Origin of the sequence: Rothia sp. HMSC08A08 (genome assembly GCF_001808385.1) — a bacterium.
GTDB lineage: Bacteria > Actinomycetota > Actinomycetes > Actinomycetales > Micrococcaceae > Rothia > Rothia dentocariosa.
Genome location: NZ_KV793057.1, coordinates 21369 through 42430 on the forward strand (window position 1 = coordinate 21369; position 21062 = coordinate 42430).

18 protein-coding genes, 3 tRNA genes and 1 CRISPR repeat array are annotated in these 21062 nt (G+C 51.1%); of the genes, 12 read left to right on the forward strand and 9 right to left on the reverse strand.

The annotated features are described in order from the left end of the window. Window positions 1–47 precede the first annotated feature (47 nt). The 8 genes from HMPREF3164_RS02035 to HMPREF3164_RS02070 all read right to left on the reverse strand — a co-directional run bounded on the left by HMPREF3164_RS02035 (window position 48) and on the right by HMPREF3164_RS02070 (window position 5480). The gene (locus HMPREF3164_RS02035) at window positions 48–575 is read right to left on the reverse strand and encodes a Rieske (2Fe-2S) protein (protein WP_070448614.1); all 528 of its coding nucleotides are present in this window, start codon (window positions 573–575) and stop codon (window positions 48–50) included. Window positions 576–767: 192 nt separating this feature from the next. Further along, complete coding sequence (locus HMPREF3164_RS02040) at window positions 768–2042, reverse strand: HRDC domain-containing protein (RefSeq protein ID WP_070448615.1); 1275 nt, start codon at window positions 2040–2042, stop codon at window positions 768–770. Window positions 2043–2214: 172 nt separating this feature from the next. After that, entirely contained in the window at window positions 2215–2631 is a 417-nt protein-coding gene (gene msrB / locus HMPREF3164_RS02045) for a peptide-methionine (R)-S-oxide reductase MsrB (protein WP_013398933.1), read from the reverse strand. A 22-nt stretch (window positions 2632–2653) separates the two neighbouring features. After that, the gene (locus tag HMPREF3164_RS02050) at window positions 2654–2872 is read right to left on the reverse strand and encodes a GNAT family N-acetyltransferase (RefSeq protein ID WP_070448616.1); all 219 of its coding nucleotides are present in this window, start codon (window positions 2870–2872) and stop codon (window positions 2654–2656) included. Continuing rightward, entirely contained in the window at window positions 2853–3353 is a 501-nt protein-coding gene (gene ybaK, locus HMPREF3164_RS02055; RefSeq protein WP_070448617.1) for a Cys-tRNA(Pro) deacylase, read from the reverse strand. Before ybaK ends, HMPREF3164_RS02050 begins: the two co-directional genes overlap by 20 nt. Window positions 3354–3441: 88 nt before the next feature. Further along, entirely contained in the window at window positions 3442–4368 is a 927-nt protein-coding gene (locus HMPREF3164_RS02060; RefSeq protein WP_070448618.1) for an anti-sigma factor, read from the reverse strand. Then, window positions 4358–4981: a sigma-70 family RNA polymerase sigma factor gene (locus HMPREF3164_RS02065; protein WP_238382318.1), complete on the reverse strand. Its 624-nt coding sequence runs from the start codon at window positions 4979–4981 to the stop codon at window positions 4358–4360. Before HMPREF3164_RS02065 ends, HMPREF3164_RS02060 begins: the two co-directional genes overlap by 11 nt. A gap of 121 nt (window positions 4982–5102) precedes the next feature. After that, window positions 5103–5480: a hypothetical protein gene (locus HMPREF3164_RS02070; protein WP_013398938.1), complete on the reverse strand. Its 378-nt coding sequence runs from the start codon at window positions 5478–5480 to the stop codon at window positions 5103–5105. A gap of 360 nt (window positions 5481–5840) precedes the next feature. Here HMPREF3164_RS02070 and HMPREF3164_RS02075 point away from each other — a divergent pair, with 360 nt between their 5' ends. The 5 genes from HMPREF3164_RS02075 (at window position 5841) to HMPREF3164_RS02095 (ending at window position 9435) form a co-directional block, all read left to right on the forward strand. Continuing rightward, a complete protein-coding gene (locus tag HMPREF3164_RS02075; protein ID WP_070448619.1) occupies window positions 5841–7652 on the forward strand; it encodes a cytochrome c biogenesis protein DipZ in 1812 nt (603 codons plus the stop codon). Between the two features lie 239 nt (window positions 7653–7891). After that, window positions 7892–8944, forward strand: a complete 1053-nt coding sequence (zapE, locus tag HMPREF3164_RS02080; protein WP_070448620.1) for a cell division protein ZapE — start codon at window positions 7892–7894, stop codon at window positions 8942–8944. Window positions 8945–9150: 206 nt separating this feature from the next. After that, window positions 9151–9223 (forward strand) — tRNA-Gly (locus HMPREF3164_RS02085). A gap of 45 nt (window positions 9224–9268) precedes the next feature. Then, window positions 9269–9339 (forward strand) — tRNA-Cys (locus HMPREF3164_RS02090). A gap of 24 nt (window positions 9340–9363) precedes the next feature. Then, a tRNA-Val gene (locus tag HMPREF3164_RS02095) sits at window positions 9364–9435 on the forward strand. 59 nt (window positions 9436–9494) lie between these two features. Here the strand turns inward: HMPREF3164_RS02095 and HMPREF3164_RS02100 are convergent. Next, the gene (locus HMPREF3164_RS02100) at window positions 9495–12491 is read right to left on the reverse strand and encodes a CRISPR-associated helicase/endonuclease Cas3 (protein ID WP_070448621.1); all 2997 of its coding nucleotides are present in this window, start codon (window positions 12489–12491) and stop codon (window positions 9495–9497) included. A 339-nt stretch (window positions 12492–12830) separates the two neighbouring features. Here HMPREF3164_RS02100 and casA point away from each other — a divergent pair, with 339 nt between their 5' ends. The 7 genes from casA (at window position 12831) to cas2e (ending at window position 19082) form a co-directional block, all read left to right on the forward strand. Beyond that, window positions 12831–14546: a type I-E CRISPR-associated protein Cse1/CasA gene (gene casA, locus HMPREF3164_RS02105; RefSeq protein WP_070448622.1), complete on the forward strand. Its 1716-nt coding sequence runs from the start codon at window positions 12831–12833 to the stop codon at window positions 14544–14546. Then, window positions 14539–15159 carry a type I-E CRISPR-associated protein Cse2/CasB gene (gene casB / locus HMPREF3164_RS02110; RefSeq protein ID WP_070448623.1) on the forward strand — a complete coding sequence of 207 codons (621 nt, stop codon included), beginning with the start codon at window positions 14539–14541 and terminating at the stop codon, window positions 15157–15159. The genes casA and casB overlap by 8 nt, the downstream gene beginning before the upstream one ends. 17 nt (window positions 15160–15176) lie before the next feature. Further along, entirely contained in the window at window positions 15177–16310 is a 1134-nt protein-coding gene (gene cas7e / locus HMPREF3164_RS02115; RefSeq protein WP_070448624.1) for a type I-E CRISPR-associated protein Cas7/Cse4/CasC, read from the forward strand. A 2-nt stretch (window positions 16311–16312) separates the two neighbouring features. Further along, window positions 16313–17017: a type I-E CRISPR-associated protein Cas5/CasD gene (gene cas5e, locus HMPREF3164_RS02120; RefSeq protein ID WP_070448625.1), complete on the forward strand. Its 705-nt coding sequence runs from the start codon at window positions 16313–16315 to the stop codon at window positions 17015–17017. Continuing rightward, window positions 17014–17679 carry a type I-E CRISPR-associated protein Cas6/Cse3/CasE gene (cas6e, locus tag HMPREF3164_RS02125; RefSeq protein WP_070448626.1) on the forward strand — a complete coding sequence of 222 codons (666 nt, stop codon included), beginning with the start codon at window positions 17014–17016 and terminating at the stop codon, window positions 17677–17679. The genes cas5e and cas6e overlap by 4 nt, the downstream gene beginning before the upstream one ends. 108 nt (window positions 17680–17787) lie before the next feature. Further along, a complete protein-coding gene (gene cas1e, locus HMPREF3164_RS02130; protein ID WP_070448627.1) occupies window positions 17788–18732 on the forward strand; it encodes a type I-E CRISPR-associated endonuclease Cas1e in 945 nt (314 codons plus the stop codon). Next, entirely contained in the window at window positions 18729–19082 is a 354-nt protein-coding gene (gene cas2e, locus HMPREF3164_RS10770; RefSeq protein ID WP_083297318.1) for a type I-E CRISPR-associated endoribonuclease Cas2e, read from the forward strand. Before cas1e ends, cas2e begins: the two co-directional genes overlap by 4 nt. 85 nt (window positions 19083–19167) lie before the next feature. Then, window positions 19168–20904: a CRISPR direct-repeat array (repeat unit 28 nt; unit sequence ATGTTCCCCGCACCCGCGGGGATGAGCC). Window positions 20905–21062 lie beyond the last annotated feature (158 nt).

The window sequence follows — 21062 nt, forward strand, 5'->3', positions numbered from 1 at the left end:
TAGACGTTGAAAACTAATATACCGTCAATGCCCATATGTGAAAGGTATTATCCTCCAACAATGATCCTGCCGTCTTTCACCTCTGCTTTATAGGATTTCAACGGCGACTCGGCAGGACCACCTTTGACTGAGCCATCGGCGAGCGCAAACTGAGAACCATGGCATGGGCACACAATTTGGCTGTTGTTTTGTACGTTGAGTTGGCATCCTTGGTGGGTGCAGGTGGAACTAAAAGCCTTGAAGACACCGTTTTCAGGCTGAGATACGATAACGGTAACGCCGCCTTTGGTAAGTTTCGCCGCTTTGCCGACGGGTACCTCCGAAACTGCCGCAATATCGGTGGGGGACTCTGGCCCGGCAGCACCGTTACCGCCGCCTCCACCACCACCACCACCGCTGGAACCTTCGGCACAGGCGCTTAAAGCAAGAGCCCCTGCGGTAGCTGTAGCCCCCGCTACGAGTGCATTTCGGCGCGAAAGTTTATGCTCCAGCTCCTGAATGCTCTGAGAGTTTGGCTCGTGCGCAGAAATTTCTGATTGTGCGCACGAACAGGTGCACGATGGTACTTCGTTCATCGTTCCTCCTTGAATTCCCCGGTGTGTGAAGCCGGGCTTGTGTGATGCTGAGGCGACCGTACCTGTGGGATAGCTGCGTGTCGCTCTCTTATAAATCTAGAGGATAAATCGTATGCACGCGAATAAGCCGTTTTGTTGTGTGGCGCGTGCCTCCATATTTTTCTTGGGTTGAGAGATCCATGTGTTAAGGCATTAGCCAAGGTGTCGCTGGAAAACTTCATGAAGATCCGGGGCGAGGATTTCAACCTGCCACGGGCGCACATCATGCGAGCGAAGAGCCTCAAGAAGGGCCTCTTGAGAGTAAGGCTCGGGCGGATCCCAGCACAGACGCCGTATACAATCAGCGCTGATAATATTCTGTGCTGGAATATTGAGCCGCTCTGACTCCCGTTGTACTATCTTCCGCACTTCGCTAAGAATCTCTAGTGAAATAGGGCGTTTCGTTTCCCAAGCTTTAAGCGGGGGAGGCGCGGTTGCCGGAATGGTGTAGGGCGCCGGGTCCTCACCCCGAGAAGCTGATACTATCGCACGCACCCAGCGGGGGCCTTCACGTTTCAACAGTCGAGTACGGAACCCCGGAATCGCCATGATAGCTGGTACATTACGAGGCATTTTCTGCGCAGCCTCAACAAGTGCGGCATCTGAGAGTAAAGCCTTAGAATCTATATCTTTCTTCTGCGCTAATTTATCGCGCTCGAACCAAAGATTCCGCAGGGCTGTTAGTTGCGGTACGGATCGGAGCGTGTTCCGTCCCTTCGTTTTCCTCCACCGTTCGGCTTTCTTCGCAGCAGGGTCAGCGGGCGGCAGTGAACAGAGATAGGCAAATTCCTGGCGGGCATACTCAAGTTTTCCCTGGTCTTCTAAAATCTCTTCCAAGGCATCGCGTAAATCTGCCAGTACATCAACATCAAGGCATGCGTAGTTCAGCCAAGACTCTGGCAAAGGACGTTGTGACCAGTCTTCTTGGGAATGCTTTTTCTCAAGTTTGTACCCCAGAAGCTCTTCGACAACTGCCCCCAGGTTCACCCGTTCCAGGCCCGCTAAACGAGCACCGAGCTCGGTATCAAAGAGAAGACGCGGTCGCATTCCAAGAAGATCCAGACTCGGAAAATCCTGGGTTGCCGCGTGAATAATCCATTCGGCATCTGCTAGAGCATCGTTGATGATCCTAAGGTCAGAGAAAGCTTCGGGATCGATCAGGTAGAGCTTATCTTCGCGTTTCAGCTGCACCAAGAAAGCCCTGATCCCGTACCGTATACCCTGTGCGCGTTCCGTATCGACTGCAACCGGGCCGGATGCAGCACGCAAAGATTCAGCAGCACGTTCAAGCGCCCTCTCCGTGTTGATAATGGAGGGGACCGGAACTGACGGGGTATTTAGCGGAATAACATCGGGAACCGTGAAATCAGCAGGTAATCCGAGCATAGGGGGGAGTTTGATAGGCTCGGTACTCGGGCTGAGACTCATCGAAAGTGGTTCCTTGAATATCCGTTTCTGGTAGCTCCCTCGACGGGGCTGAAAACAATGACTCCACCATTCTACCCGTTGCCGCTGTGCGTTACATGTTTCTTCAAATATACCGAAAACCCAAGGACCGGCACCGGGCTAACAGCAGTATTGTCTCGTAAATAGCTCTAGCTTACGACTTTTGCGGTTCCAATGTGAGACAGACAGAATTGATGCAATACCGCAGATCAGTCGGAGTATCGTATCCTTCGCCTTCAAACACGTGACCCAGATGCGAATCGCAGGCGGCGCAACGTACCTCTACTCGGCGCATCCCTAACGTGGTGTCTTCCAGATACCGCACACGATCTTCGGCGAGTGGAGCGAAGAAAGAGGGCCAGCCGCAGTGCGACTCGAACTTCTCAGCAGAGCGGAAAAGCTCGGTCCCACAGGCTCGGCACGAATACACGCCCTCGGTTTTCGTATCCCAGTATTCGCCGGTGAAAGCACGTTCGGTGCCTCCTTCACGCAGTACCGCGTATTCTTCGGGTTTGAGAACTTCACGCCAATTCTTCGCAATTTTACCGACACCCGGTAGTGAGTTTCCCACTGTTGCTCCTTCAAATCTTCTCTTATGAGCTGTCGTCGTTATAACGGTGCTGGCTCGGGTTTTGTTCCCGGTGGTACAGGGTACGCACCACCATATCCTCATAGTGGGCGAGTGAATCTGCGGGTCGCCCCAAATACTCCATGACGCGCGTATCCCTGAACAGCGCATACCATTCGGCGGCGTCCTTCGCTGCAGGGATCCGCAACTCAAGACACGGCTGCTCAGGCGCGAAGAGGCGCATAGTTGCCGCCGGTGAGTTTAAGCAAGTCGGCGGGGGAGAGCTCAATATCAAGCCCGCGTTTACCGCCAGAGACCATGATGGTTTGATACTGCTCAGCGCTGGCATCCAAAAGTGTGGGGGAAGGAGTTTTCTGCCCTAACGGCGAAATACCACCCACCACATATCCAGTGCGGCGCTCGGCAACCTTCGGATCGCACATGGAGGCGCTCTTCCAACCAAGGGCGTGTGCCGCTGCTTTCAGGTTTAGCTGCCCACTCACCGGCACTACCGCCACCGCAAAATCTTTGTCATGAACAATAAGAAGCGTTTTAAATACCTGCTCAGGATTGGCGCCAAGTTTCTGCGCGGCCTCCAGCCCAAAGGAGGTTTCTCCCTCCACATGCTCATACTCACGAATCTCAAAAGGAGTCTTAGTTTCCTTCAAGAGCGCGACCGCAGCGGTGGAGGCACCTTTCTTGCCGCTTTTATTCTTTTTAGCCATGAAGACTATTCTACGAAAACGTGAGGTGAACCCCTAAGGTATGTATCACCTTTACCTGCGTATGGATGGGGCGCCTGCAAGCGTTAGGCTACACAACGTTTTCCAACATAGCGGGTTTCTGACTAGGAGAATTAGCCGATTCATCTTCAATTGAGATACCAAAGTCGGTGACTGTACTCAGATCGTGCTCTGTCATGGTTGTGATCCCTGCACCGCGACCAGCAGAATTGAGGATTCCAGATCCCACAATATTGCCCTGAGCATCGTAAAACCAGAGTTTATAGACCTTTCCTTCGGGTAGCGCAGGCAGATTTGTCGTTGAAACACCCGCCATGTTGTGGGAAGGGGAGTACATGACCGATACTGGCATACCGTTGACTTTACCTTGGGCCATTGAAAGGTCAGGAGCCATGCTGATTTGCTCGACGATCGACTGGTCGCCAGGTCGTGCAGCTGCCGGATGTGCTGGAGCCGAAGAGGACACCCTCGCGGCTTGAAGCTCCTGGGAGGTACGTTCTAGTTGCTGATGCTGCGTGAAACCCCATATGCCCAGACCAGCAGCGATAACAATACTTGCCGCAGCCGTCATGCGAGATGGTGAGAATTTACCCTGAGCCCCGAACCAACGCCGTTTAGCTCGTGCATAAGCGGAATCCTCTGAGCCTGCGATAGCTTGAGCGTTGTCTGCATTATCTGATACAAAGTAACCTTCGGAATCGGCATGATCACTCTTATGCTCGGCATTCACGTCATCTGTATCTAGCTCATTAGCTGGCTGGATTTGCTCGGTATGCGCAACCTGCGCCATCACACGAGCTTTAAGCTCAGCGGACGGCTCTTGCGGAGTGAGCGAAGTACCAAAAACCTCAGAGAGAACCGCAGCATCGGCCTTAGCATCTTCGCGTTCGTGTTTGGGGGCCCACGATTCAAACGCTATACGTTGCGTTGGTGAAAGCGTGTGGAGGGCGTAGTCGAGTTTATCGGGGAAATCTTCGGGATAGTCTTTAGTGCTCACGGGTGCCCTCCAATCGTTCACGTAGTTTCTGCATGCCAGCGCGCATGCGGGTTTTGACAGTTCCTAGAGGAATGCCCGTTTCATCGGAGATCTCGCGCTGTGATTTACCTCCGAAATATGCCATGGTGAGCAGCTGCGCTTGTTCGCGTGGAATACCAGATAGAGCATGATGAACCTCCTCCGTATCCATAAAAGCAGCTATTGCGTCATCAACATGATGATAAGATTCGCGATACTCCTCAAGACCGCGTGTGAAATCACGTTCTGTGGAGGCTGCAACGGAGCGCACCCTATCAACCGCACGGCGGTGAGCAATAGTTGCAGCCCACGACAACACGGTACCCCGTTCTGCACGGTATAAAGGCGCTTTTTGCCATATTTCTAGAAAAACTTCTTGAGTAACTTCTTCCGCATGCGTTCGGTTATGAAGAATGCGGTTAATAAGCGCGTACAGACGCGGAACAAGGGCATCGTATAGAGCTTCAAAACAATGTTCGTTTCCGGCGGCAGCACACTCCATCAACGCAGTTAAGCGCTGATATTCCTGAGGAATTTGGGTGGCTTTTTGAGCTTCTTGATACGCCGAAGTCACCTGACGATCCAAAAAAGTCATGGTCATATCATCTCACGCCCTATGATGACATTTGATTATTGTGTCGGTGATAAGCGAAGTTTAGGTATGTTTTACACCCTAGAAAATATTCCAGGGTGTAAAGCAGCATACCGGCAAAATATTACTTCGACATGGCGGAAGCCGAAGGAGACATCATGGCGTCTTTGTTTTCCATCTTGCCCCCTTTGTCACCGTCCATCTTATTGTCATCATGCTTCATGCTGTCATGATCTCCCTGCATTTTATCGCCGTCCATCTTGCCGTGGTCGCCATCCATCTTGTCCCCAGACATGGCAGACTGGCTCGGCATAGCTGAAGGCGACATCATAGCGTCTGAACTCATCATGGCAGAAGAAGAGGGGGTGGATGATGCAGAAGAGCTCGACGATGCGCTCGGCGATGAGTTCTGATCAGAAGCGTTAGAAGAACATGCAGAAACACCAGCAACGAGGGCTAGAGAAACAGCTGCAAAAGACGCAGTGCGAAGAATAACGGACATACGTAACTCCAATCTTATATCGGCACAGGTAACGCGGAGGAGCGCCCGTACCATTGCAAAATATTCAGAATCCTAAACTGGACTCATTAGGTATTCGGAACATTCAGCCCGCTCGGATTGCAAAACCTCAGAAAAATTTTTAAATGATGTATCCGACTACCTCTCGCAACACCTTGAGAAAAACTTCCATGAACTTGAATATTGCGGAGTAAAAGGCCTCATTAAGATGCTGTCAATTGTGCAGGCATCGCTATAAAAATAATTTCAACCAAACCGAAACCGCAGTTCGTTCCGAATATAACCATGACAACACGTGAGGCAGCATCGCCTCGCATTACCAATCCATGAGGAAGAATAACTATGCTGTTATCGCTCATCATCCTTGGCATACTCGGTGGTCTTATCACTGGGATCTCGCCCTGTATCCTGCCTATCTTGCCCGTTATTCTCGTCACTGGCGGTGCAGATTCAGCGCGCACTGCATCTACCGAATTTGGACAAATAGGCACAGAAAAAGATTCTGCGGACAATGTGCAAGCCTTATTCTCGCGTAGAAGCGCAGTTCTCGGAAACGCAGCTCCAGCACCCATGCAGCGTACTGCATCACGCTGGCGTCCCTATCAAGTTGTAGGCGGGCTCGTTCTGAGCTTCAGCCTCTTTACCCTGCTCGGTTCGGTTATTCTTGCTGCCCTGCACTTGCCGCAAGATACGCTGAGGATTTTAGGTATCACCTTCCTCATTATTGTTGGGCTGAGCATGCTTATACCCCCGTTGGAGCGCCTGCTTGAAAAACCTTTCGCGAAATTCTCAAAACTCGGAGCGAAACGTAGCACCACACGTGGCGGCTTCCTCATGGGGCTTGCTCTCGGTCTCGTCTATGTGCCCTGCGCAGGTCCGGTTCTTGCAGCTATTACCCTTGCTGGCGCAACTGGAAACATCGGCATCGAAACCGTAGCACTCACCCTATCCTTTGCTTTCGGAACAGCTATCCCGCTGTTGATCTTTGCTCTTGCGGGGCGAAGCATTGCAGAACGAGTTAAGACGTTCCGCACCCACCAGCGTGGAGTGCGCACAGCATCGGGTGTACTCTTGATTGCTCTTTCAATCGGACTAGTATTCAACGTTCCCGCCCAGCTACAGCGCGCAATTCCGAATTATACGGAAGGGATTGAGCAGACTATCAGTCAAGATACGCAGAATAATATTATTTCTTCCTCCACCGGTGGGTCGATAAGCTCGTGCCGGCCCGATGAAGAAAAATTGCAGGACTGCGGCTCTGCCCCGGAATTAGCAGGTGGCACGGGTAACTTTAACACTGAGAATCAGCCAAGTCTCGCTCATATGCGTGGAAAGGTTACACTCGTTGATTTTTGGGCATACTCGTGCATTAACTGTCAGAGGACGGCACCGCACCTGAATGAACTCTACGCCAAATATCATGATTATGGTCTAGAAATAGTGGGAGTACACACGCCGGAATATGCGTTCGAACACGAAGGTAAGAACGTCCAGGCAGGCATTGAGAACCTAGGTATTAAATACCCGGTAGTTCAAGACAACGACTATGCTATTTGGCGTGCTTACAGCAACCGCTATTGGCCTGCACACTATCTCATTGATAGTGAAGGTAAACTTCGTGCTGTTCACTATGGTGAAGGTGGGCATAAGGTGACTGAGGCACAGGTACGCGAACTTCTCAAAGCTGCAAACCCACAAGTGCAGCTTCCAGACCCTATTCACAAGGATGATGTACAAGAGGAAACACAAAACGCGCATGATGCGCGAACCCCTGAAACGTATCTAGGCTCTAAGCGCGCAATGTACTTTGCGGGGCAAGAAAGCTACGCTAACGGAACCCGAACATTCAAACCAGCAGATCGTCTAGCTGTTGACCAATACGACCTCAACGGTACGTGGTCTATAACCCCCGAACGTATTGAGCCTCAAGGAAACGACGGCACTTTGCGGATAAACTATCGTGCCCACGGAGCGCAGGTTGTTGCCGGCGGCAGCGGTACCATCGAAGTGCGGCGCAATGGTACAACGGAAAAGATTCACGTAGACGGCGCTCCCAACGCCCACCACATTGTGCGCGGCGATGAGCAAAGTAGCGGAGTTATTGAGCTCAAGGTCTCGCCCGGAGTGCAGCTGTACTCGCTCACCTTCTCATAAGTCTCTGCCGAATCTCACACAGAATTCACCCCTGACGACTAAACCCGGGACTGTGTTTTCATGGCTTTAGATCACACATGACTAAAACCACGTAAAACGCATAGTCCCGGGTTTTACTGCGGTTTTACCGTATCTGTCCCCGAGGGAGAGAGCACTCCGAGTACCGGGCTGCGGCAAGCTCAGCACATCCGTACTAAACTTAAGACAAGTAACATAGACGTCACTCAGAAAGTTATATCGTGCCCGTCACCTACGAACACCTCACCGAACGTATCCCAAACGTCTCAGCAGAAGAGCTTCTCGCTGGATTTCGTCCCTCAGAACGATTCGGTGAAGTGTCATTCGACAGCTATATTCCCGATCCAAACCAGCCCTCCCAAGCTGAAGCAGTACAAAAACTCAAAACCTTCGGCGATAAAATCAACAAAGGAGGAAGTTCTGGCGGGTTCTTCGGCAAACTTTTTAGCGGTAAAAAGAAAGACTCCGCAAAATCCGGGCTCTATTTAGACGGCGGCTTCGGTGTTGGGAAAACCCACCTTCTAGCCTCCCTATGGCACTATGTTGACGGACCCAAAGCCTTCGGTACCTTCGTCGAATACACCAACCTGGTTGGTGCCCTCACCTTCCGCAAAACCGTAGAAGCGCTCAGTGGATACAAGCTCGTCTGCATTGACGAATTCGAGCTTGACGACCCCGGCGATACTGTCCTCATGTCCCGCTTGATGCGCGAACTCGCAGATGCGGGCGTCAAACTCGTAGCAACCTCCAACACTCTACCCGGTGCCCTTGGCGAAGGACGCTTTGCCGCCGAAGACTTCAAACGTGAAATCCAAGTACTTGCCGAACAATTCGAAGTACACCGTGTGGATGGTGAAGACTTCCGTCATCGCGGTCTTCCAGCTGCACCGGAACCCGTAACTCCCGACGCGTTCGACGCTAAGGTTGAGGAAGTATTCGATGGAAAAACCGTGGGTATCGATACCTTTTCAGAGCTTGTCGAACACCTAGCGAAAGTGCACCCTTCCCGTTACCGCCAGTTTATCGACGGTCTGCAGGGTATCGTTTGGCGCGATGTACACCCGATTACCGAGCAAGCGGTAGCGCTGCGCTTTGTTGTGCTCGCTGACCGTCTTTACGACAAAGACCTGCCGATCGTCTCATCCGGTGTACCCTTCGACCAGGTCTTCACACCCGAAATGCTTGCTGGCGGTTACCAGAAGAAGTACTTCCGTGCCGTCTCGCGTCTGACGGCGCTCGCTCGTGAAGGCTTGCTAGGGGAATCAGAGGCTTAGACCTCATGGCATTGCGGTATAGCGTAGAAGGCTGTGCTTGATATTTGCGACCTTAATTGTGTAGAAGGTTGTAAGGTTTTTGGTACTGACGCTCGGCTTAAAAAGTGCGGCAAAAGATTTGGCAAACGACGAAAAAACCCGTATAGTATTTATCTGTCAGTGTGACGGGTAAAGCCTGTTGTTGATGCTTGAAAAGCACCTGATAAGCGGTTGTAGCTCAGTTGGTAGAGCACCACCTTGCCAAGGTGGATGTCGCGAGTTCAAGTCTCGTCAACCGCTCGTAGGACTCCTAGAGTTCGAACTCATCTCGCGAGAGATGTATGCGGTGAGGTGGTCGAGTGGTTAGGCAGCGGCCTGCAAAGCCGTGTACGCGGGTTCGAATCCCGTCCTCACCTCGCAACAACACATTGATGTTGTAGGCGCGATTGGCGCAGCGGTAGCGCGCTTCCCTGACACGGAAGAGGTCACTGGTTCGAACCCAGTATCGCGCACAATTAGAAAGCCCCAGATCTCTAAGAGCTGGGGCTTTTATGCTGCTTATAAACCTTCTTTAGTAATCAGAAATTTGAATAGCCTCAAGGCCTAATTCAGGAGAGTAACGAAGAAGATAATCGACGAGCTTCACCTCGTAGAAACCGGAATCCTGTAGCTCAAAAGGCAAAATTAGCTCACCGGCAAGCATAAAGCTTTTCTGCCACGAATCAATGCGCTCGTCTTCTAACTCCTCAATGGCAGCATCAAAGCGGAGTTGTCCATTAACCCTGTTCTTTGGAGAATCCGAGTATTGGTAGGGCAGACGTATAGCTGATGCTAACAGCTCGAAGGCTAGGGGCTTTGTGGGCTCCTCTGGATCTTTTGCATTGTGCCAGTCAATATCCTGGTTTTTCCGTGTAGCGCTGGGAATCGTACGGTAGCGGTCAATGTAGCCGTCTCCATCGCGTTCAACCACTATCGCAATCACCTCAAGAGAAGCGTCACTATCGCGTACACGTGCCTCACCGATTTGGTCTTCTGAGAGTGTTCCGTTTTTGGTGCTGATGTAATTATTCATCACATCAGCCATCACCGTTTGGGTTTGCGCACCTGGATGTTTCAGTAAGTAGGATTGCGCCCTACGCTCAGCGGTTTCCCAGTTCTTATTGAATTCTTCGCGTGCTTCCTGGTATGCATCGTTCCAAGCATCAGGGTACTTTGGAGTATCTTCGTATGCTTTCTGAACAAGCTCGCTCATATCCGCCGGAATGCGCAGAGCTTTGCCGTCAAAATAGGGGAGTAACTGCGCATAACTGCTGAGCAGGATAGCGGGCTCGTAGACCGAACGTGAGCCTTTGGGGAACTCGGGGACTTGGGTTTCAGAACCAAAAATTTCAACACCACGAACGTAGCAGATGGGTGAACGATACTCGGAAGGTCGTTCTGAGTCATCACGCTCATGACGGTGCAGGCGGCCTAGCCTTTGAAGTACTAAATCTACCGGGGCGAAGTCGGTCACCATGACATCAAAGTCGAGGTCGAGAGACTGCTCGATAACCTGTGTTCCCACCACGATTAAACGTTCTGGGCGGCCATCACCTCGGTGAGCGCCTTTACCGAGCTGCGAAACTAAATCAGCTTCTTTCTCCGCACGATGTTTAGAGGTAAAACGGGAATGGGTCAACATTACGTTAGCGCCAAATTTTGCTCGAAGATGCTCGTAAGCGTTTTGAGCCCGACCCACCGTATTACAGATAACCGCGGCACAGCCGTGCCCGATTTCTAGGGGTTCCAGCACTTTATCAAGGTCGGTGAACTCGTCACCTATCTGACGAATGGAGATTGTTACCTGCTCTTCGGGGGCTGTTACCTGCCATTTACGTGGCGTGTAACCATCCTCGGCAGTGAGCGTATGAATAACTGGATAATCTAGGTCGAGAGAAGGCTCGGTAACATCCTCTGAGTCGAAATCATCATCAAAATCCCATTCAGTAGAATCCTGAATTTCAAGACCTTCCGCGTAACTTTCCATCAAAGAGGTGCGAACATGTGCAGGTAGAGTAGCCGACATGAGAATAACGGGTGCGTTCATCTGACCCAACCAGTAGAGTGCCTCCTTGAGATAAACACCCATATAGGCATCATAAGCGTGCACCTCGTCAATGATGACGACTTTAGAACCTAGCCCAAGGTGGCGAAGCATCACATGGCGTGACTGTAGAGCCATCATAAGAATCTGATCGATGGTACACACTACGAAGGTTGAAAGAATGCCGCGTTTGCGGCCCCCCATCCAGCTGTGGCGTGCAATCGAAGCATTGGGACGTATACTTTGTTTTCCTTCAACTTCGACCTCTGAATCGAAAATATCAGCTCGTTGGAGGTAGCGGAAAGAATCCTGCTGCTGACTTTTTGCATGACCTAAAAACATAGTGTGTGGTTTGGGACCACCTGCCGATCCTTGAGCCCACGCTTTAACTCGGTCAAATAATGCGTTGGAGGTAGCCTGCGTGGGTGCGGCAAAAGCAAGCCCGCTGCGCCCTGTTTCTTGGGCTAGAATTTCGGCAGCGATGAGTCCAGCCTCAGTTTTGCCTTGTCCCATGGGAGCCTCAATGCACATCATGCCGCCGCCCTTCATCGAGCGCGCGGCTTCGACGACAACTTCTTGCATGGGACGTAGTGTGGGGTTCACCCAACTAAAACGTGAGCTGTATAAAATGGAAGCCTCGGTTTCTTCAACGTGTGCATTCCAAGAATCTTCAAAACCTAGTTCTTCCCAACCATGGTTTAATCGATTGCGCTGAGCCTCAACATCAAAAGTTCCCATAGGAAAAAACTCTGGGTTAGAAGCGATCCAATCCGCCATAATTACCAGGCCCGTAAGATAAAGCTGCACGGAAACAGGGATTTTGGTCCCTGACATGAGTTTCTTAAGAACCTGATCTGCACTGGTTTGCTCCAGCGTCATCTCGAAAAGTTCATGCCACGCTTGATGCCACCTGTCGTTAAGCCCCTCAAAAATTGCACAAGCACGTCCAGTGTCTGAGACATATTTTGCAGGCACGCCATGGTGAGCACCTGCAATACTTGCAATCGTTTTGGCAGTTTCTACATCGTCTGTGTAACGTTCAGTAAGCAGTTTGATGAGGATGCTCTGGCTATAGGTTGAGTGAGGGCATCGGGTGCCTGCAGGTGGTGTTGTGAGGTGAAGAGGAAAATTAAACTTGTGTTCTTCAATCCTGTCTCGAAATACGCGGAGTTCTTCTTTGCCACGTGAATCTAACTGCCCCGCAAACTCTGGTGTCGCTTTGCCCATATCGTGGGTGGCGGCAACCCAACAGGCGAAAGACTTGGCCTCATTCTGTGTGAGGTCGAGTAACTCCATGATGCGCTGTTTAGCGCCAGGGGAGAGCCACTTATCCCAAAGTTCAGCAGCTACAGATCCTGCATCTGTCATGTGTTGAGGTAGGGAGAGGCCTATAGAGGGTGTTTCCTCAGACCCAGTTTTGGCCCATAGTGATGATGTCTCTATTGAGGCAAGTTGGCTGGGGTACATAGTATTTTCGGCTGTCATTTTAACTCCTTATCGGTTAGACTTATAAGCCATTGTTCCCGCGAGGCGAGAAGCGCGGGATGAGCCTTTTGTACGGTTCCTTCTTAAAATGTTCCCCAGATTTCTGGGGATCTTCTCGTTTTAAGTTTATTTTATAAGTTTGTACGTTTTCTTCTTGACTTAATACTTTCATCGGGTCTACACTGAGACTGTGCTCAGTCGAACCTAGTGGCACGACGGAGTATCTAATGAGCTTCATAATCATTTATTTTGAAGTATGCAACAAGAACATGCTTAAGAATTCGTCATCGTACGATGGTTCTTGATGTGTGACTTTAATCAATAATGAAAGGATGGATCATGTCTAGTAATCAGTCGGTGCAAGATAATGTGAGCTCCGGCTTCAATCTATACTATGAACCATGGATTCCTGTTCTCTACACTTCAGGGGAAATCCAAACAGTTTCCCTGAAACAGCTGTTTGAGGATGGATATTCAATCCGCAAAATCCATTCGGGTGATGCAACGACCGATGTTGCGATCCTTGGGATAGTTGTTGTTGTGCTGTTTCGCGCAGTTCTGAAAGATCCAAGTGAACATAAGGATCTAGAGGGCGATCCGAAAAGCTGGATTCGAGATGTTCGTTCAGGTAATTCTGATCGGTTAAGGTTCGTTTTTGATTACTTTGAGAGGCATCAAGACCGTTTCAACCTTTTTGACCCTGAACGTCCCTTTATGCAGGTCGCGGATCTGCATACGAGTAAAGGGGAGATAAAACCAGTCTCGCGTCTTGTGCTTGATTCTGAGAGCGAATACTTCTCGATGCGCGCCGAAAAGACGTTGATATCGTTGAGTTATGCTGAAGCAGCGCGGTACCTAGTAACCGTGCAGGCATACGATTATTCGGGCATTAAATCTGGTGCTGTCGGGGATCCTCGTGTTAAAGGTGGTAAGGGATACCCTTTGGGAGTGGGGTGGTACGGAACTACCGGAAAGATTATTGTTCATGGCGAGAACCTGATCGAAACGCTGTTGTATTGCATTGATTATGAACAGCTTCTTAACGTCGAAAAGGTAAAGGGTAAGAAACGTCCGCTTGCTCTGAAAGACAAGCCTGTGTGGGAACATGAAGACCCTGATACCGCTGCTCCTCGTGCATATAAAAACGGTGATCCCACCAAATATAAAGACGAACCTGCTCTGGCAACTGGTATGTGTGAGATCTTGACCTGGCAATCACGCCGTGTTCGTCTTTTCCCTGAAAATGGGCGAGTTACTGGAGTACTCGTCTCGAATGGTGATAAGTGGTTTGACCGTAACACATATACCGATCCGTTAACTGCTTACCGCTACAGTAAAAACCAATCTACTCAAACTCGCCCTGTATGGATGCCAAAAGTACACAGTGCTGAGCGTACGCTGTGGCGTGGGGTTGATGCGTTATTGACGCGGTTGAACTCGTCAGAAGCGAAACAGGATAAGCCAGCACCTGTTATACAGCAGATTGCCAGTGGAAAATATTTTCCTACAGGTGCCAAGGCTCATGTGCAGCTTATTGGTGTGGTTTATGGAAACCAAAGTGCTGTGATTGAGGGAACCATTGATGAATCATTGACTCTGGAACTTGCTCTTTTGACAGAGCAGGGCACCCAAATTTCTACAATGGTACGTGACAATATCCAGACAACCATGAATGCAGCTATTGCTCTTGGACAATATGCGGGAGACCTTCTTCGCGCAGCAGGTAAGGAATACGAGTTTCGTCCTGCCGTGACAGAAAGCGCTTTGCACCGTATGGAAGATGAATTCCGTACCTGGCTTGAAAAGTTGCATGCTTCTGACGATGTTTCTTCGCAAGAGGATGAGTGGCAATTACAAGTACGCCGCATTCTTGAGGATGAAGCTGACCAGCTCGCTGTGAACGCTGGACCTAAAGCTGCAATAGGAACTATCTATGATGAGCAGCTTTACAATACGGCAAAAGTACGGCGTCTGTTTGGCGGGCGGCTGCGTAAGCTGCTTCCTCGCGCATATTCTTCAACACCTACTAAGACAAAGGAGGAAGGCAATGAGTGACGTCGAGTCTCAAGTCACCTTGAGCAACTATGTTAATCGCAAGGTGATGTCCCTCTATCACCAGAAAGATGCTGGTAGTTCAGCTGCTATCGCAAAACTGGCACAGTTGCGTCGTGGGGCAGGAACAGACCCTGTAAGCCATCCGGAACTATGGGGAATTATTTTCGGAGAAGATGAAGATACCTCTGGTTTTCCCGAATGTCATAGAGGCAAATATGACACTCCTACTTGTGGGGAATATGCAACCTTTAATGCAGTAACCCTCTTTGCCTTGCACCAGCAAGCACGTTCTCAGCCTATGCATGTGCCAGGTTTCAGGTTCGGTACAGCAGCGGGGCAACTTACCCTGAAAACTAGTGAGTCTATGAAGAAAAGGTTTGATTCGCTGTTAAAAGCACGAAGCGAACCGGCACGCAGGCATTATTTGCGTAGCCTCATAACACTTCTACGGTCAGAAGAAATTGCTTTTGACTACGGGCAGTTTGCTCAAGATTACATGCAGTTACTAAATCCTGAAAAACGCGATGCGGTTATTCTGCGCTGGAGCCGTGACTTTTTGTATGGCTACGAACCCAAGAAATCTAAAACCTCAGAGGAAACCTCTAATAACTAATTGAAAGGATAAGAACTATGTCGTTCTTTGTTGATATTCACGCTCTGCAAACTCTTCCCCCGTCAAACATTAACCGTGACGATACTGGAAGCCCGAAATCTGCTATTTTTGGCGGTGTGAGCCGCCAGCGTGTCTCTAGCCAGGCATGGAAATCAGTCATCCGCCGTAACTTTGAAGAACACTTAGACCGCTCTGAAATCGGTGTTCGTACCCGCCAAGTTGCTGACATGATTGTAGACCGCATCACCAATATCAGCCCCGATTTTGACCCAGATAAAGCCGAATCAGCTGTTGTGGATGCTTTCAAAGCGGCCAAAATCAAACTTGAGAAGCCCAAGGCCAAGAAGGGAGAAGAAAATACTGGCCGCGCTGTATCGGGTTACCTTCTCTTCCTGAGTAACCAGCAGATTAACCGTCTTGCCAACGCCATCATAGAGGCTAAGGGCGAGAAAATCCCCGCTAAGGAAATCAAAGACATTCTGGATACCGAGCATAGTGTTGATATTGCACTCTTTGGCCGTATGCTGGCCGACGCCCCAGATTTCAATGTGGATGCCGCTTGCCAGGTGGCTCACGCCCTTGGGGTACATGGTTCGGAACCTGATTTTGACTACTATACTGCCGTTGATGATGTAATTCGTGAATCAGAAGATGAAACCGGTGCTGGAATGATCGGCACCATCGAGATGGCCTCCAGCACCCTTTACCGTTACGCCAACATCAATGTTGACGCTCTGAAAACTAACTTGGGCGGTTCTTCGGTTGCTACTGTTGAAGCTACCCTCGCTTTTATCCGCGCCTTCATTGATTCGATGCCCACTGGTAAACAGAATACGTTTGCTGCACGTACTCTGCCTGAGGCCGTGGTTGTGACGGTGCGTGAGCATCGCCCGATTTCTTACATTAATGCATTCGAAAAGCCTGTTACAGAGAAAGCTTCCGAAGGACGCCGTCTCGCGGCCGCCCATGCGTTAGCAACGGAAGCAGCAAATATCCTTGATACCTACGGATATGAGCCTAAGGTTTCATACGTGGTAGCGCTTGGCGAGCTACGTAAGGCATTGTCGAATATAGGAGAGGCTGTCACTTTAAGGGAGCTTCTGACTTCCCTTGAAACTCAGCTGAATGAGCTAATCGGTCAGGAGTCTTAATTATGCCTAGTCTGCTCCTTAAACTGAGCGGGCCAATGCAGTCCTGGGGCACACAGAGCCGATACCGCCGTCGAGATTCCGGACATGAACCCAGCAAATCTGGTGTTATTGGTTTGATAGCCGCAGCCTTAGGACGTGCACGGACGGAGCCCATAGATGACCTTGCTCGGCTTAAATTTGCGGTGCGTGTAGATGCACCTGGTACTTTACTGCGCGACTACCAAACCGCAAAAGACTGGGCGACAGATCCACATGGCATGGCGTCGCTCTCTATTCGCTATTATCTTTCAGACGCAGTTTTCGTGGCTGCTGTAGAAGGAGAGCAAGAGGAACTAAAGAATATCGAGTCGGCACTCAAAAAACCGGTGTACCCGTTGTATCTAGGGCGGCGTTCCTGCCCCGCAGGGTATGATCTTGTGCTCGGTATTCGTGAAGAATCTGCTGAAGAAGCCCTACGGAATGAAGAATGGCATGTGCCTGAGTATCGCCGCACCGAGTTCCCCGATCCTATGCGGCTGCGTATTTTACGGGACGCAAAACCTGGCGAGCAGGGAGACCTAGTACAAGATGTTCCGGTGAGCTTTAGCCAGGAACATCGTCAATATGCAGTACGGGCGGTAGTTTCTGTCGAACCTAAGATAGTTGAGAACCCCAAAGGCAAACGTCACAACGACATTGATTTTATGAGGACGGTGACTGAAGCATGACCTACTTCTCAAAGTTCCTCATTAACCCGCAGCGTCGTGGCGCCCGTAAGCTATTGACCAGCCCGCAGGCTTTGCATGCGGCCGTCATGGCAACCAACCCTCCAGACATAAAAAATGAAGATGGGCGCATACTATGGCGTCTAGATATTACCGGACACCAGTATGTGCTGTACGTGCTAAGCCCCGAAAAGCCTGACTTTTCGGCTTTGGTCGAACAAGCCGGATGGAATACTCGACCGGGGGAGAGCGCCCACTATGGACGCTTGCTCTCAAAACTTGAGGACGGGCAGGAATGGGGGTTCAGGCTTGCTGCCAATCCGGTAAAACGCCAGGGTAAAAGCGGTAAGACATGGCCACACGTAACACCAATTCAGCAAAGCGCTTGGTTGCGCGAGCGCGCTCAGCAGTGGGGATTTGAAGTCATACCGGTTGAAAACCAGGGGATTGAAGATGCTCCTCTCGTAACGGCTCGTAAGAATCTTTCCTTTAGCCGCCGTGATTCTGGTGGGCATTTAGGACGAGTTACCTTACGTAAGGTGCAATTCGATGGTGTCCTACGCATTACCGATGTCGAACTGTTCCGTAAAGCATTGGTGAACGGTATGGGTCGGGGTAAGGCTTACGGAATGGGCCTGATGACTTTAGCGCCGCTTGCTCGGTAAAACTTTGCCCCGTTTTATCGCATAGATTATTTGGGCGGGGTGTTATACAGCACCCCGCCCGTTGTATAAATGCCTTATTATTGAGTGTTTATTCTTCAAGGAGGAACGATGATTGGGGCAACTCCACCCAATATTAGTGAGCTAACAAGGAGTTCAGAACGGCTCTCTTACATTTATGTGGAACACGCAACAATTCACCGTGCAGACAATGCAATCACTGTGGCAGAAGAGCGGGGAGTCATCCATATCCCAGCAGCATCTTTAAGTGTTTTACTGCTGGGACCCGGCACGCGGGTAACCCATCAGGCCATGACATTATTAGGAGAGTGCGGTACTTCGGCAATATGGGTGGGAGAGCAAGGGGTGCGTTACTATGCGCACGGACGGTCTCTAGCACGTTCCTCTCGATTACTCATTGCTCAGGCAGAGAAAGTATCAAACACGCGTTCTCGCCTAGAAGTTGCACGTACTATGTATGCGTGGCGTTTTCCTGACGATGACACTAGCGGGCTCACGATGCAACAGCTTCGGGGACGTGAAGGTGCCCGGGTGAGGCGTGTGTATAGGTATTGGTCAGAGAAAACGGGAGTTCCATGGACGCGACGTAGCTATAACCCAAATGATTTTGGGGATGGAGACCCTATAAATCAATCTCTTTCGGCGGCGCATGCTTGTCTTTACGGGATTGTTCATGCCGCGATTGTTGCTTTGGGATGCGCCCCAGGATTGGGGTTTGTGCATACCGGTAATTCCTGGTCATTTGTATACGATATAGCGGATTTGTATAAGGCGGAGATTACTATTCCGGTGGCTTTTCAGGTGACTGCTAAGTATGAGGAAGGCCAAGATATTGGAGCTATTACTCGTCGTGCTGTTCGCGACCGTATTCGCGGCGAAAAGATTATGCAGCGGGTGGCTCGGGATATTCAACGTTTACTTGTTCCCAATGAGATTCCAGAAGAAATTCTAGAAAGCACCGATATGATGCTTTGGGATGAGAAAACTGGTGGCACATCTGCTCGACACAATTTTGAGATGGATGGGGACGCATGATTGTAGTGGTTTTATCTGCATGCCCAGTTGGATTACGAGGCGATCTTACGAGGTGGTTATTAGAAATTAGTGCTGGCGTTTTCGTAGGAAAAGTGAGTGCGCGCGTGCGTGAACATTTATGGAATCGCATTACGGTTACTTGTAGTGATGGTCGTGCTCTTATGGTGTATTCGGCAGATAATGAACAGCGTCTTGATTTTAAGATTCATAATTATCCATGGGAGCCTGTAGATTTTGAGGGAGTCAAACTTATGATGCGTCCATCTACTCCCAAAGAAAAATTGGGACTTCGAAAAGGGTGGAGTAAAGCGAGTCGATATAGGCGTGCTTCCCGGCGACGCTACAGTTAAAAATCATGTAGGGTTAATAGAGGCTTTGGGCTCCAAACTAATTCTAAAACTTGCTTTGTGGGGATAAAGCCCCATATCAGCAAGTATTTTCCCCGCACCTGCGGGGATGAGCCGTTTGGGGTGAACTTCCAAATCGGGGATACAGTATTTTCCCCGCACCTGCGGGGATGAGCCGGCGTGCCAGAGCAGAAAGTACAGCCGAAAGAAATTTTCCCCGCACCTGCGGGGATGAGCCGAACGTACTCACCGCGTCCTTTATGCCAATACTATTTTCCCCGCACCTGCGGGGATGAGCCGTACGAACAACGCTCTTACCTGACACTTGAAGAATTTTCCCCGCACCTGCGGGGATGAGCCGAATAGCCTAGCGCGTAGCGGTGACACATGGGTATTTTCCCCGCACCTGCGGGGATGAGCCGCTCTATGTCCCTGTCAGAGAAGATAGTTTCGTATTTTCCCCGCACCTGCGGGGATGAGCCGCACTATACGGCATCATCGGCGCGCTACTAGGCATTTTCCCCGCACCTGCGGGGATGAGCCTGCGCATCATCAAACTAGGCGGCTCCCTAGACGATTTTCCCCGCACCTGCGGGGATGAGCCGACATCGTTCATCGTGTATGGTGCACCGGATCAATTTTCCCCGCACCTGCGGGGATGAGCCGCTGCCTTGGTCTCGCACAGCGTCGTCTTCGTGATTTTCCCCGCACCTGCGGGGATGAGCCGATCGTAGTGCCCTTCCCGCTGATAAATGTGGCATTTTCCCCGCACCTGCGGGGATGAGCCGCAGACTATGAGCAGGACAGCGAATGCAGTTCCATTTTCCCCGCACCTGCGGGGATGAGCCGCCGCCGCCCCTATATGCAACGGTAGGAGCGGCATTTTCCCCGCACCCGCGGGGATGAGCCCATATTTCAGCTCGGTACCGCTCTGCGCGAATGATGTTCCCCGCACCCGCGGGGATGAGCCCAAATGAGCGAATTTCTTAACTACGAAAAGCTAATGTTCCCCGCACCCGCGGGGATGAGCCCGTTACCCACCCGTCCGTTGAAAAAGACCAATCATGTTCCCCGCACCCGCGGGGATGAGCCCAACCACCGACTCACCACGCACAGACCCCACCAATGTTCCCCGCACCCGCGGGGATGAGCCCCTTGCCCGTTACCTTGACCTTCTGAAGGAAAAATGTTCCCCGCACCCGCGGGGATGAGCCCAGAGCGACGCTACGCAGGTGATCAATTCACCAATGTTCCCCGCACCCGCGGGGATGAGCCCCGTCGTCGCCTTTCGCCTCTTCGAGTATATCCATGTTCCCCGCACCCGCGGGGATGAGCCCAGACGTTGAAGGGTGGTATGGCGGCGTAGGGGATGTTCCCCCGCACCCGCGGGGATGAGCCCCAACTAGACTTACCCGAAACAGGCGGGGGTAAATGTTCCCCGCACCCGCGGGGATGAGCCCTCTGGTGATTTTGTGCGCGGCTTCTCTGCTGGATGTTCCCCGCACCCGCGGGGATGAGCCCGGGGCACACAAAAGCACCTGCCTATTCTCATTATGTTCCCCGCACCCGCGGGGATGAGCCCGTACACGCCGCGGGGTATTAGAAAGGGTCACAATGTTCCCCGCACCCGCGGGGATGAGCCCGACTGGGACCCGCGCAACGAATTCTAAGGAGCATGTTCCCCGCACCCGCGGGGATGAGCCCAGTGGGAGAGATGACGGAAATCACCATCGAATATGTTCCCCGCACCCGCGGGGATGAGCCGAACCCTGAAGAAGCAGCTGCCACACTCTCGCTGTTTTCCCCGCACCTGCGGGGATAATTTTTCAACCCTATGAGGAATACTCCCTTAAATCTAGTGATGCATATCATGCTTATTGGAGTTGGTGGGGTATTTCCTTAACTGTATAGTTATATATGTTGTTCGGGCGGGTCCCGAAAAACAGTCCGGCCCCATCGTATAGCGGCCTAGTACTCCGCCCT

Coding starts and splice junctions, on each gene's coding strand:
- HMPREF3164_RS02065 (WP_238382318.1), bottom strand. CDS start 4,981: ATGACTTTTTTGGATCGTCAGGTGACTTCGGCGTATCAAGAAGCTCAA.
- ybaK (WP_070448617.1), bottom strand. CDS start 3,353: ATGGCTAAAAAGAATAAAAGCGGCAAGAAAGGTGCCTCCACCGCTGCG.
- cas5e (WP_070448625.1), top strand. CDS start 16,313: ATGCCTAGTCTGCTCCTTAAACTGAGCGGGCCAATGCAGTCCTGGGGC.
- cas1e (WP_070448627.1), top strand. CDS start 17,788: ATGATTGGGGCAACTCCACCCAATATTAGTGAGCTAACAAGGAGTTCA.
- HMPREF3164_RS02050 (WP_070448616.1), bottom strand. CDS start 2,872: ATGCGCCTCTTCGCGCCTGAGCAGCCGTGTCTTGAGTTGCGGATCCCT.
- cas7e (WP_070448624.1), top strand. CDS start 15,177: ATGTCGTTCTTTGTTGATATTCACGCTCTGCAAACTCTTCCCCCGTCA.
- casA (WP_070448622.1), top strand. CDS start 12,831: ATGTCTAGTAATCAGTCGGTGCAAGATAATGTGAGCTCCGGCTTCAAT.
- cas6e (WP_070448626.1), top strand. CDS start 17,014: ATGACCTACTTCTCAAAGTTCCTCATTAACCCGCAGCGTCGTGGCGCC.
- HMPREF3164_RS02100 (WP_070448621.1), bottom strand. CDS start 12,491: ATGACAGCCGAAAATACTATGTACCCCAGCCAACTTGCCTCAATAGAG.
- casB (WP_070448623.1), top strand. CDS start 14,539: ATGAGTGACGTCGAGTCTCAAGTCACCTTGAGCAACTATGTTAATCGC.
- HMPREF3164_RS02040 (WP_070448615.1), bottom strand. CDS start 2,042: ATGAGTCTCAGCCCGAGTACCGAGCCTATCAAACTCCCCCCTATGCTC.
- HMPREF3164_RS02075 (WP_070448619.1), top strand. CDS start 5,841: ATGCTGTTATCGCTCATCATCCTTGGCATACTCGGTGGTCTTATCACT.
- cas2e (WP_083297318.1), top strand. CDS start 18,729: ATGATTGTAGTGGTTTTATCTGCATGCCCAGTTGGATTACGAGGCGAT.
- HMPREF3164_RS02070 (WP_013398938.1), bottom strand. CDS start 5,480: ATGTCCGTTATTCTTCGCACTGCGTCTTTTGCAGCTGTTTCTCTAGCC.
- HMPREF3164_RS02035 (WP_070448614.1), bottom strand. CDS start 575: ATGAACGAAGTACCATCGTGCACCTGTTCGTGCGCACAATCAGAAATT.